The following is an 11,906-nucleotide window of genomic DNA, read 5'->3' on the forward strand; positions in this document are numbered from 1 at the left end:
CCGCCCGACCCTCGCCCGGTCTCGATCCGCCGCTCCGCGGCTACTCGACCAGCATCTACGGGCGCTCGCCCGGTCTCGATACGCCGCCGCGCGGCTACTCGACCACCAGGAGGACACCGGCGGCCGCAGGCTCGCCCTCCGATCCGCCACCCTCTCGCCCGACCCTCCGAGGCGAACCGGCGATCCGCGTGCGAGCGGATCGTCGTAGCCGTACGCAGGGCGCTCTTGAGAACCCGGCCACCCTCCCCAGCCGACCGCGCCGAGCCGGGCAGGGACCGGCTCGCCACAGACACCGCGAACCGGCGATCCGCGTGCCAGCGGATCGTCGTAGCCGGACGCACGACGCTCTCACCGACCCGGCCACCCTCCCCAGCCGACCGCGCCGAGCCGGTCGGGGACCGGCTCGCCACAGGCCCGGCGAACCGGCGATCCGCGTGCCAGCGGATCGTCGTAGCCGGACGCACGACGCTCTCACGAACCCGGCCACCCTCCCCAGCCGACCGCGCCGAGCCGGTCGGGGACCGGCTCGGAATTCAATACAGACAGTTCGGCCCCAGCAGGCTCTTCAGCTCGCCGAAGAGGTCCGGGGTGATGCGCACGGGGAACGGCACCTCGAACACGCGGGCCGTGTCGCCCTTGATGAGCTTCAGCCGCACCTCGGTCTGGCCGGAGTGGCGGATGAGCACGTCGCTGAGCTGCGAGACCGTGTCGGTGGTCGCGCGCGACTCGGGCATCGAGACGGTGAGCGGTCCCGAGTCGCCGTCCTGGCTCATCTCGGGGGCGAACAGGCTGAACGCGTGCAGGTTCATCCCGTCGTCGCGCATGCTGACGCGGCCTCTGACGACGACGATGGAGTCGTTCGTGAGCGCCGGGGCGAACTCCTGGTACGCCTTCCCCATGAACATGCAGGTGATCTCGCCGCCGAAGTCCTCGACCTGGATCATCCCGTACTGGTTGCCGGAGGCCTTGGCCATGCGGTGCTGGACGCTCGTGACGAGGCCCGCGACGACCACGGTCTCGCCGTCGGCGATCGTCTCCGAGATCAGCAGGTCGGCGATCGTGGTGCTGTAGTGCTTGGCGAGCTCGGTCTCGAGTCCGGCGAGCGGATGGTCGGACACGTAGAGCCCGAGCATGTCGCGCTCGAAGGCGAGCTTGTCGCGCTTGGCCCATTCAGGCCGCTCGGGCACCTGGATCGCGGCCTGCGGCTCGTCCCAGAGGCTGTCGAAGTCGAAGCCGACCTGGCCGTTCGCCTCGTTGCGCTTCTCCCCCACCGCCGCCTCGACGGCGTCCTCGTGCACCTCGACCAGGGCGCGGCGGGTCGAGCCGAGCGAGTCGAAGGCGCCGGCCTTGATGAGCGACTCGATGGTGCGCTTGTTGGTCACCTGCAGCGGCACCTTGCGGAGGAAGTCGTGGAACGTCTCGAAGCGCCCCTTCTCCTCGCGGGCGGCCCGGATGCCCTCGACGACGTTCATGCCGACGTTGCGGACGGCGCCGAGGCCGAAGCGGATGTCGGTGCCGACGGCGGTGAAGAAGCCGATCGACTCGTTGACGTCCGGCGGGAGCACCTTGATCCCCATCCGCCGGCACTCGTTGAGGTAGGCGGCCATCTTGTCCTTGGAGTCGCCGACGCTGGTGAGAAGCGCGGCCATGTACTCCGCGGGGTAGTGCGCCTTCAGGTACGCCGTCCAGTAGGAGACGACGCCGTACGCCGCCGAGTGCGCCTTGTTGAAGGCGTAGTCGGAGAAGGGCAGCAGGATGTCCCAGAGGGTCTTGACGGCCTCCATCGAGTAGCCGTTGGCGATCATGCCGCCCGAGAAGCCCTCGAACTGCTTGTCCAGCTCGGACTTCTTCTTCTTGCCCATCGCGCGCCGCAGCAGGTCGGCCTGCGCGAGCGTGAAGCCCGCGAGCTTCTGCGCGATCGACATGACCTGCTCCTGGTACACGATCAGGCCGTAGGTCCCTCCGAGCACCTCCGAGAGCGGCTCCTCGAGCTCCGGATGGATCGGGGTGATCTCCTGCACGCCGTTCTTCCGCAGCGCGTAGTTGGTGTGGGAGTCGGCGCCCATCGGGCCCGGCCGGTAGAGCGCGAGGACTGCGGAGATGTCCTCGAAGTTGTCGGGCTTCATCAGTCGGAGAAGGCCGCGCATCGGGCCGCCGTCGAGCTGGAAGACGCCGAGCGTGTCGCCACGCGCGAGGAGGTCGTAGGCGGCCTGGTCGTCGAGCTCGAGGTCCTCGAGCACGAGGTCCAGTCCGCGGTTGGCGCGGATGTTGTCGAGGGCGTCGTCGATGATCGTGAGGTTCCGCAGCCCCAGGAAGTCCATCTTGATCAGCCCGAGCGACTCGCACGCGGGGTAGTCGAACTGCGTGACGATCTGGCCGTCCTGCTCCCGCTTCATGATCGGGATGATGTCGAGCAGCGGATCGCTGGACATGATGACGCCGGCCGCGTGCACGCCCCACTGGCGCTTGAGGTTCTCGAGTCCGAGCGCGGTGTCGAAGACCAGCTTGGCCTGCGGGTCCTCGGCGATGACGTTGCGCACGTCGAGCGCTTCCTTGTAGCGCGCGTGGGCGGGGTCGTTGATGCCGCTGAGCGGGATGTCCTTGCCCATGATCGCGGGCGGCATGGCCTTCGTCAGCTTCTCGCCCATCCCGAACGGGAAGCCGAGGACGCGCGAGGCGTCCTTGAGAGCCTGCTTCGCCTTGATGGTGCCGTAGGTGACGATCTGCGCGACGCGCTCGTCGCCGTACTTCTCGGTGACGTAGCGGATGACCTCGCCGCGGCGACGGTCGTCGAAGTCGACGTCGAAGTCGGGCATGGAGACGCGGTCGGGGTTGAGGAAGCGCTCGAAGATCAGGCCGTGCCGCAGCGGATCGAGGTCGGTGATCTTCATCGCGTAGGCCGCCATCGAGCCGGCACCGGAGCCGCGGCCGGGACCGACGCGGATCCCGTTGCGCTTGGACCAGTTGATGAAGTCGGCGACGACGAGGAAGTAGCCGGGGAAGCCCATCTGCAGGATGACGCGGGTCTCGTAGTCCGCCCGGTCGCGCACCTCCTGGGAGATGCCGTCCGGGTAGCGCTCGCGCAGTCCGGCCTCGACCTCCTTCACGAACCAGGTGTCCTCCGTCTCGCCCTCCGGCACCGGGAAGCGGGGCATGTAGTTCGCCGAGGTGTCGAACTGGACGTCGCAGCGCTCCGCGATGAGGAGCGTGTTGTCGCAGGCCTCGGGGTGGTCGCGGAAGACCTGGCGCATCTCGCGCGGCGACTTGAGGTAGAACTCGTCCGCGTCGAACTTGAAGCGCTTGGGATCGTCGAGGGTGGTTCCGGACTGCACGCAGAGCAGCGCCGCGTGCGAGGTCGCGTCGTGCGCGTGCGTGTAGTGCAGGTCGTTGGTGGCGACCAACGGGAGGTCGAGGTCCTTCGCGAGCCGGATGACGTCGCCGATCACCCGCCGCTCGATGTCGAGGCCGTGATCCATGATCTCGGCGAAGAAGTTCTCCTTGCCGAAGATGTCGCGGTAGTCGGCGGCCGCCTGGCGGGCCTCCTTGTACTGGCCGAGGCGCAGGCGCGTCTGGACCTCGCCGCTCGGGCAGCCCGTGGTGCCGATCAGGCCCTCGGAGTACTGCGAGAGGATCTCGCGGTCCATGCGCGGCTTGAAGTAGTAGCCCTCGATCGACGCGCGCGAGGAGAGGCGGAAGAGGTTGTGCATGCCCGTCGTGGTCGAGCTGAGCAGCGTCATGTGGGTGTACGCGCCGGAGCCGGACACGTCGTCCCCTCCGCCGTCGCCCCAGCGGATGCGGGTCTTGTCGGAGCGGTGCGTCCCCGGGGTGAGGTAGGCCTCGGTGCCGATGATCGGCTTGATCCCCGCCGCCGTCGCGGTGCGCCAGAAGTCGAAGGCGCCGAACACGTTCCCGTGGTCGGTCACGGCGATGGCCGGCATGCCCTCCTCGACCGCCGCGTCGATCAGCGGCTTCACCCGCGCTGCACCGTCGAGCATCGAGTACTCGCTGTGCACGTGGAGGTGGACGAAGGAATCGTTACTCGGCAAGGATGCGCCTCCGGCGGACTGCGGGCAGGGGAGGGATGGCCGGCGACCCGGGAGGGCCCGTAGACACGGCGGGAAGAAGTCTAACCGCGCCGGACGCGGGTCCGGCCGGGAGAGCGCGGATCACTCCCCGCGCAGCACCTCGAGGGCGTGCACCAGGTCGTCGGGGTACGACGCCTCGAACTGCACCCACTCCCCCGAGCCCGGGTGGGTGAAGCCGAGCCGGACCGCGTCGAGCCACTGGCGGGTGAGGCCGAGCCGCTTCGAGAGGGTCGGATCGGCGCCGTACATCGCGTCGCCGACGCACGGGTGGCGCTGGGCGGCCATGTGCACGCGGATCTGGTGGGTGCGGCCGGTCTCGAGGTGGATCTCGAGGAGGGAGGCGAACGGGAAGGCCTCGATCGTCTCGTAGTGGGTCACCGAGGGCTTGCCGTCGGCGCGGACCGCGAACTTCCAGTCCGAGGACGGGTGGCGGCCGAGCGGGGCGTCGATCGTCCCGGCGAGCGGGTCGGGGTGGCCCTGCACGACCGCGTGGTAGACCTTCTCGACCGTGCGGTCGTGGAACGCCCGCTTGAGGTGCGTGTAGGCGCGCTCGGACTTCGCGACGACCATGAGGCCGCTCGTGCCGGCGTCGAGCCGGTGCACGATGCCCGCGCGCTCGGCCGCACCGGAGGTCGACACGGTGAAGCCCGCGGCGGCGAGGGCGCCGAGCACCGTCGGTCCCTCCCAGCCCACGGCGGGGTGCGCGGCCACTCCGACGGGCTTGTCGATCACCACGATGTCGTCGTCGTCGTGCACGATGCCGAGGCCGGGGACCGCCATCGGCACGATTCGCGGCTCCTCGCGCGGGCTCCACTCGACGCTCAGCCAGGTGCCGGCGTGCACGCGGTCGCTCTTGTCGAGGACCCGTCCGTCGGCGCTCACTCCGCCCGCCTCGGCGACCTCGGCCGCGAAGGTGCGCGAGAAGCCGAGCAGCTTCGCGACGGCCGCGTCCACGCGGAGGCCGTCGAGCCCGTCCGGGACCGGCAGCTCTCGGGACTGCGCCATCAGCGTCCGCCGGGGCGGTCGGCGTCGCGGGCCGCCTCCTCGACGGAGGAGGCCGCTGCGGGGGCGCCCGCTCCGGGGGCGGCGGGAGCGCCGTTCTCGGACACGACCTGGTCCTGCTCGTCGCGGCCCGCGCGCTCGCGGGTGCCGTCGAGGCCGACGCCCCGCACGCTCAGGAGGACGAACAGCGCCATCGCCGTGCAGATCGCGATGTCGGCGACGTTGTAGATCGCCGGGAGCAGCCACGGCGTGAAGAGGAAGTCGACGACGTGTCCGAGCCCGAAGGAGGGCTCTCGGAACAGCCGGTCGAAGAGGTTGCCGAGGGTGCCGCCGAGCAGCAGGCCGAAGAAGACGCCCCACGCGGTGGAGCGGATCCGGCGCGAGAACCAGATCACGGCGACGACGACGCACGCCGCGATGATCGAGAAGATCCAGGTCGACCCGCTCGCGAGGGAGAAGGCGGCACCCGGGTTCTTCACGTAGTGCAGGATCAGGACGTCGCCGAGGACGTGGACGTCCTCGCCCAGGGTCAGGTTCGTCGTGACCAGGAACTTCGCGGTCTGATCGATCGCGAAGACCGCGAGCGCGACGAGGCCGAGGGTGACGAGCACCCTCGGCCTGACGTCCGCTGCGGCGGGACTACGCCCCAAAGCCCGACAGCGAGGACTCCGTCGACGCCGGCTGGGTGTCGAGGTCGCGGAGCTGGCCCTCGATGTAGCTCTTCAGCTTCTGGCGGTACTCGCGCTCGAAGGTGCGGAGCTCGTCGATGCGGTGCTCGACCGTCGCGCGCTCCTCCTCGAGCTTCGCGACCTGCTGGCGCTGCTTGGCCTCGGCCTCGGCGACGATGCGGGCGGCCGTGGCACGACCCTCGGCGACGAGCGCGTCGCGCTTCTCAGCACCCTCGCGCACGTGCTCCTCGTGGAGGCGGCGGGCGAGCTGCAGGAGTCCGCTGGAGCTCTCGGCCTCGTCGACCGGGGCCGACTGCGAGGAGCTGACGGGAGCGACGACCGGTGCGGGAGCCGGGGTGGGCTCGGGCTCGGGCTGCGGCTCCGGCTCGGGTGCCTCGTCGACCACCGGGGCGGGAGCAGGAGTGCTCTCGCGCGGGGCGTCGGGGACTCGGGCGTCCGAGGGGCGGCTGTCGCCGGAGGAGAGGCGCTGACGAAGCTCCTCGTTCTCCTGGTTCAGGCGGCGGAGCTCCACGACGACCTCGTCGAGGAAGTCGTCGACCTCGTCCTGGTCGTATCCCTCACGGAACTTGGTCGGCTGGAACCGCTTGTTGACAACGTCTTCGGGAGTGAGCGCCATGGCTTTCCACCTTCGATTTCAAGTAGGTACACGTTTAACAACGCGCGACTAAAGCTAGCAACTTCAGGCGCACGGCGCAGTGCTGACACCGCGGGGAACGTCCGGACGTGCCAACGATACAGGGACGGTCAGGCGCGCTGGAGCCACGTGGCGATGTACATGCCCACGATGACGCAGAGCATGGTGAGGCTCCAGCCGAAATCGAGCGCGATCGGACCGATCGAGACCGGCTTGATCAGGCGTCGGAAGAAGCCGATCGGCGGGTCCGTGACGGTGTAGACGCCCTCCGCGGCGACGAGGCCGGCACCGCGGGGGCGCCAGTCGCGTCGGATCACGCGGACGAGGTCGAGCACGAACCGCGCCCACATCGCGAAGAAGTAGAGCAGCAGCACGAAGTACAGGACGCTCCCGAGGAGCGAGACGACGGAGGTCACCGGGGGCCAGGGCTCCCCGGGATCAGGACTTCGCGAAGAACGACGCGTCGGCGTCGCTCTCGGCGGAGGCGGAGTCGCCGGCGACGGTGATGTGCGACGGCGAGAGCAGGAAGACCTTGCTCGTCACGCGCTCGATGCGGCCGTAGAGGCCCTGCGAGAGTCCGCTCGCGAAGTCGATGAGGCGGCGGGCGTCCGCATCGCTCATCTGCGAGAGGTTGATGATCACGGGGATGCCGTCGCGGAAGTTCTCCGCGATGACCTGCGCGTCGCGGTACTGCTTCGGGTGGACGGTGAGGATCTCGTTCATCTCGGCGGGTGCCGTCGCCTTCGGGGTCTGGGGGGTGGGCTTGCGGAGCGGGGTGACCGTCGCGCGGGGCTGCTGCACCGGCTCGACGGGAGGGACGGGCTGCACCGGGGAGACCGGTGCGCGGTGGGCCGTCGCCGGGGCCGCCTCGACGGGCTCTGCGCGCTCGTACTCGACCTCTTCGTCGGCGAGTCCGAGGTAGACCATCGTCTTCTTCAGCGGGTTGGCCATGGGGTGTCCTCCGTGTCGTGTGTGCTCCCACAGGTGGGTCACCACGAGGTTAGGTGCGGGCGGGGCGTTCTCCGGTGATTGCCGATCCGATTCGCAGGTGTGTCGCACCCTCCGCGATCGCCTCGGCGAAGTCGTTCGACATGCCCGCCGAGATCGCCGTGGCGGAGGGCTCGACGGCGCGCACGCGGTCGGAGATCGACCGGAGCCGGGCGAACGCCTGACGGGGCTCCTCGTCCAGCGGAGCGACCGCCATCACGCCGCGCAGCGTGAGGCCGGGCGCCCCGGCGAGAGCCTCTGCGAGGGGCTCGACGTCGGCGGGCGACGCTCCCCCGCGGTCGGGATCCTCGGTGAGGTTGACCTGCAGGAACACGTCGAGAGGCTCCTCCCCCGCCTCCAGCAGCGGGACGAGCGCGAGCCGGTCGACGGAGTGGACGGCGTCGGCGTAGCGGCGCACCTGGCGCGCCTTCTTGCTCTGGAGCTGCCCGATGAAGTGCCAGCGCGCAGCGGTCCCCGCCAGCTCGGCCGACTTCTCCTGCGCCTCCTGGTGCCGGTTCTCGCCGAAGTCGACGACGCCCAGCTCGAGGAGGTCGCGGAGCAGCGACACGGGGTGGAACTTGGTCACCACGATGGTCGTGACCGAGGACACCTCGCGACCGGCCGAGCGGGTCGCGTCGGCGACCCGCTCGGAGACCTCGGCCCAGCGCGCGGCCAGCTCCGGATCCGGCACGACTACTTGAGGAAGTCGGGGATGTCCAGGTCGCTGTCGTCGTCGTCGAAGGACGGGTCGGCGACAGGGGCCGGGGCGGCGACGGGGGTGCTCGACCAGATCGAGCCGGCCGCAGGGGCGGCGGCGGGAGCCGGGACGGGCTCGGCGGCCGACTCGCTCGCCGAGCTCTGCTGCTGGCGCGGCTGGGCGATCGCGGCCTGAGCGGTCCCGCCCGGCTCTCCGCCGTCGAAGCCCGCGGCGATGACGGTGACGCGCACCTCGTCGCCGAGCGTGTCGTCGATCACGGCACCGAAGATGATGTTCGCCTCGGCGTGCACCGCCTCCTGGACGAGGCGCGCCGCGTCGTTGATCTCGAAGATGCCGAGGTTCGAGCCGCCCTGGATCGAGAGGAGCACGCCGTGCGCGCCGTCGATGCTGGCCTCGAGCAGCGGTGAGGCGACGGCCAGCTCGGCCGCCTTGATCGCGCGATCGGCGCCGCGCGATGAGCCGATGCCCATCAGCGCCGAGCCCGCGCCCTGCATGACCGACTTCACGTCGGCGAAGTCGAGGTTGATCAGGCCGGGCGTGGTGATCAGGTCGGTGATGCCCTGGACGCCGGCGAGGAGCACCTGGTCGGCGGTCGCGAAGGCCTCGAGCATCGAGATGCCGCGGTCGCTGATCTCGAGCAGGCGGTCGTTCGGGACGACGATGAGCGTGTCGACCTCGTTCTTCAGCGTCGCGACGCCGGCCTCGGCCTGCGTCTGCCGACGGCGTCCCTCGAACCCGAAGGGCTTGGTCACGACGCCGATGGTGAGGGCGCCGATCGACTTGGCGATCCGCGCGACGACGGGCGCGCCGCCGGTGCCGGTGCCGCCGCCCTCGCCCGCGGTGACGAAGACCATGTCGGCCCCCGCGAGGACCTCCTCGATCTCCTCGGCGTGGTCCTCGGCGGCGCGGCGGCCGACCTCGGGGTCGGCGCCGGCGCCGAGTCCGCGGGTCAGCTCGCGGCCCACGTCGAGCTTGACGTCGGCGTCGCTGAGCAGGAGCGCCTGGGCGTCCGTGTTGATCGCGATGAATTCGACACCGCGCAGGCCGAGCTCGATCATGCGGTTGACGGCGTTGACGCCGCCACCGCCGATGCCGACGACCTTGATCACGGCGAGGTAGTTCTGGTTTGAAGTCACGTCTCCGGCCTCCGGGCTGAACCTTAAACCTGTAGTTGAGGCTTAAAGTTATGCTGAGTATGCATTTGGGGTTCGGCTCCGACGGTAGGCGGAGTCCGGTCGCGCTCCCAGCAGACACGCCCGCAACGCTCGAAAGAACGCGCGGATCCGCCGCCGGTCAGGGCCGGGGCGCCACGACGGCGGCCTGGGGCGAGGACACGTCGTAAGTGCCGACGACGGCGGGGTCGGTCGCGGCCATCAGCTTCTCGAGCACGACGGCCTTGAGCGCCGACTCGTCCGACCCGCCCCAGACGACTTCCGTGCCGTTCTGCAGGGTGAGCGAGACGTCGTCGCCAGTCGTGGCCGTGGCGGCCGTCACCTGCGGAGCGAGCGACGCGGGCAGGGAGCGCAGCACCCGCGCGGTCGCGCGGAAGCCGGCTCCCGAGGCGTCGCCGGACGCGGTGGTGAGGACCGGGTAGCCGGGCTGCGCCGAGTCCGCCGTCTCGATGACGACTCCGGCCGCGTCCACGAGCTCGAAGCGGCCCCCCGCCGCGATCACGCCGAGGGGCGTGCGCTCGACGATCGACACCACGAGGGTGCTCGGCGGCCGGGTCTGCACCGAGTAGCTCTGGATGAGCGGGGACGCGCCCAGCACGCGGCCGACCTCGTCCCGGTCCACCAGGGTGAGCGGGACGCCGAGCTGGTCGTCGAGCTCGCTCTGCAGGGCGGCGGCGTCGACGCGCTGGGTGCCCGAGATCTCGATCGTGCGCACGGCCATGAGCGGCGAGAAGGCCGCGACTCCGACGATCAGGGCGAGGGCGACGAGCGACCCGGCCACGACCAGGGCGATCAGGCGGCGCCGACGCGCGCGCTTCGTGAAGCGGCGGACCTCCCCCCGCTCGTAGCGCCTCCGCTCGCGGGCGGCCCGGGAGACGGCCCGGTTCTCGGCACCGGGCACACGCAGGCCCGAGAGGGTGCGGCGGACCGCGCCCGCGCGCGACGGAGTGCGCTCGGCCGGCTCCGGGTCCACGCGGATCGCGGAGACGATCCGGATCGGCTCGGTGTCCGGCTCCGGCTCGCCGCCGCGCGTGGGGACGCTCCGACCGGGCGCCGGAGGGCGTCCGCCGTCGGGCCGCTTCACGGCCGCTCCCCCGCTTCGGGCGCGAGGACCGCGGTCATCGTGCGACCGGCGCGGCCTCGCTCGCGCCGAGCGACTCGAGCACCTGCGGGATGATCCGGTAGACGTCGCCGCAGCCGAGGGTGATGACGAAGTCGCCCTCGCGCGCGATGCCGGCCGCGAGGCGGGCCGCCTCCGCCCAGTCCGGGACGAACGAGACGTGCGACGGGTCGGCGAACTTCTCGCTGACCAGCGCTCCGGTCACTCCGGGCTCCGGATCCTCGCGCGCCCCGTAGACGTCGAGGACGATCGTCTCGTCGGCGTAGCGCTCGAGCGTCTCAGCGAACTCGCGGGCGAAGAGGCGGGTGCGGCTGTAGAGGTGCGGCTGGTGCACGGCGATGATGCGGCCCTCGCCGACCACGGTGCGCGCGGCGGAGAGGGCGGCGGCCACCTCGGTGGGGTGGTGGGCGTAGTCGTCGTAGACGCTGACTCCGCGGACCGCTCCGTGCAGCTCGAAGCGGCGCTCCGTGCCTCCGAACGCCGACACGGCCTCGAGCGAGGCGGCCGGATCGAAGCCCAGGCCCACCAGCACTGCGAACGCGCCGGCCGCGTTGATCGCGTTGTGCCGGCCGGGGATGCGGAGGCGGGCCGAGTAGCGCCTGCCCTCGTACTCGACCGAGAAGCCGACGGGGCCGACGAGGTCGAGGTCGACGACGCGGACGTCCGCCCCCTCGGCCTCGCCGAAGGTCAGCACCCGTCCGCCGACCAGCCGCTCGGTGACGCGGACGGCGCCGGGGTCGTCGGAGGAGATGACGACGAGCTCGCTCGCGGAGGAGGCGAAGGTGACGAAGGCCTCCTCGAACGCCTCCAGCGATCCGTAGTGGTCGAGGTGGTCCGGGTCGACGTTCGTGATGAGGGCGACCGCGGTGTCGTAGAGGAGGAAGCTGCCGTCCGACTCGTCGGCCTCGACGACGAAGACCTCGCCGGAGCCGGCGGCGGAGGAGGTGCCGAGGCTCTCGATGATGCCGCCGTTGACGAAGCTGGGGTCGGCGTCGACGCCGAGCAGACCGGTGACGATCATGCCGGTCGACGTGGTCTTGCCGTGCGCTCCGGCCACCGCGACCAGGCGCTTGCCGCGCACCAGCCAGGCGAGGGCCTGCGAGCGGTGCAGCACGGGCAGGCCGCGCTCCTTCGCAAGCAGGTACTCCGGATTGTCGGGCCACAGGGCGGAGGTGACGACGACCGCCTCGGCGTCCCCGAGGTTCGCCGCGTCGTGGCCGATGGCGACCGGGACGCCGAGCTCCCGCAGCTGCTCGATGGGGTGGGACTCGCGGACGTCGGACCCGGTGACCCGGTGCCCGGCGTGGTGGAACAGCCGGGCGATCCCGCTCATCCCGGAGCCGCCGATGCCGATGAAGTGGACCGAGCCGAGCTCGTCGGGGACGGTGATGCCGAGGTCGGGCTTGATCACGGGGCTCTCGCTTTCGGGTGGGTCGCGGCGGGCGGGAGGGGCCTCCCGCGGTGCGCCGGATCAGTGTAGACGGTGGGCGGGAGTGCTC

At 70.9% G+C, this 11,906-nt stretch carries 10 protein-coding genes; all 10 read right to left on the bottom strand.

The window, feature by feature from the left end:
- Positions 1-533: 533 nt before the first annotated feature.
- The gene (gene dnaE, locus C5C44_RS13075) at positions 534-3,995 is read right to left on the bottom strand and encodes a DNA polymerase III subunit alpha (protein WP_374953975.1); all 3,462 of its coding nucleotides are present in this window, start codon (positions 3,993-3,995) and stop codon (positions 534-536) included.
- A 171-nt stretch (positions 3,996-4,166) separates the two neighbouring features.
- Positions 4,167-5,090 carry an RluA family pseudouridine synthase gene (locus tag C5C44_RS13080; protein ID WP_104233341.1) on the bottom strand — a complete coding sequence of 308 codons (924 nt, stop codon included), beginning with the start codon at positions 5,088-5,090 and terminating at the stop codon, positions 4,167-4,169.
- Positions 5,090-5,698, bottom strand: coding sequence for a signal peptidase II (gene lspA, locus C5C44_RS13085; RefSeq protein ID WP_104273469.1), 609 nt, complete (start codon positions 5,696-5,698; stop codon positions 5,090-5,092). The genes C5C44_RS13080 and lspA overlap by 1 nt, the downstream gene beginning before the upstream one ends.
- 28 nt (positions 5,699-5,726) lie before the next feature.
- Positions 5,727-6,392, bottom strand: coding sequence for a DivIVA domain-containing protein (locus C5C44_RS13090; RefSeq protein WP_104267391.1), 666 nt, complete (start codon positions 6,390-6,392; stop codon positions 5,727-5,729).
- A gap of 128 nt (positions 6,393-6,520) precedes the next feature.
- A complete protein-coding gene (locus tag C5C44_RS13095) occupies positions 6,521-6,826 on the bottom strand; it encodes a YggT family protein (protein ID WP_258059242.1) in 306 nt (101 codons plus the stop codon).
- 22 nt (positions 6,827-6,848) lie between these two features.
- Complete coding sequence (locus C5C44_RS13100; RefSeq protein WP_104222599.1) at positions 6,849-7,361, bottom strand: cell division protein SepF; 513 nt, start codon at positions 7,359-7,361, stop codon at positions 6,849-6,851.
- A 49-nt stretch (positions 7,362-7,410) separates the two neighbouring features.
- Positions 7,411-8,088, bottom strand: a complete 678-nt coding sequence (locus C5C44_RS13105; RefSeq protein ID WP_104335994.1) for a YggS family pyridoxal phosphate-dependent enzyme — start codon at positions 8,086-8,088, stop codon at positions 7,411-7,413.
- Positions 8,089-8,090: 2 nt separating this feature from the next.
- Positions 8,091-9,251, bottom strand: a complete 1,161-nt coding sequence (ftsZ, locus tag C5C44_RS13110; protein WP_104222597.1) for a cell division protein FtsZ — start codon at positions 9,249-9,251, stop codon at positions 8,091-8,093.
- A 157-nt stretch (positions 9,252-9,408) separates the two neighbouring features.
- Positions 9,409-10,371 (bottom strand): cell division protein FtsQ/DivIB, encoded by a 963-nt coding sequence (locus tag C5C44_RS13115; protein ID WP_104335995.1) that lies wholly within the window; start codon positions 10,369-10,371, stop codon positions 9,409-9,411.
- A 34-nt stretch (positions 10,372-10,405) separates the two neighbouring features.
- On the bottom strand, positions 10,406-11,818 hold the full coding sequence (gene murC, locus C5C44_RS13120) for a UDP-N-acetylmuramate--L-alanine ligase (protein WP_104335996.1): 1,413 nt from the start codon (positions 11,816-11,818) through the stop codon (positions 10,406-10,408).
- Between the last annotated feature and the right edge of the window lie 88 nt (positions 11,819-11,906).

The sequence above is a fragment of the Rathayibacter sp. AY1F6 genome, from assembly GCF_002932035.1.
In the GTDB taxonomy this organism is placed as follows: Bacteria; Actinomycetota; Actinomycetes; order Actinomycetales; family Microbacteriaceae; genus Rathayibacter.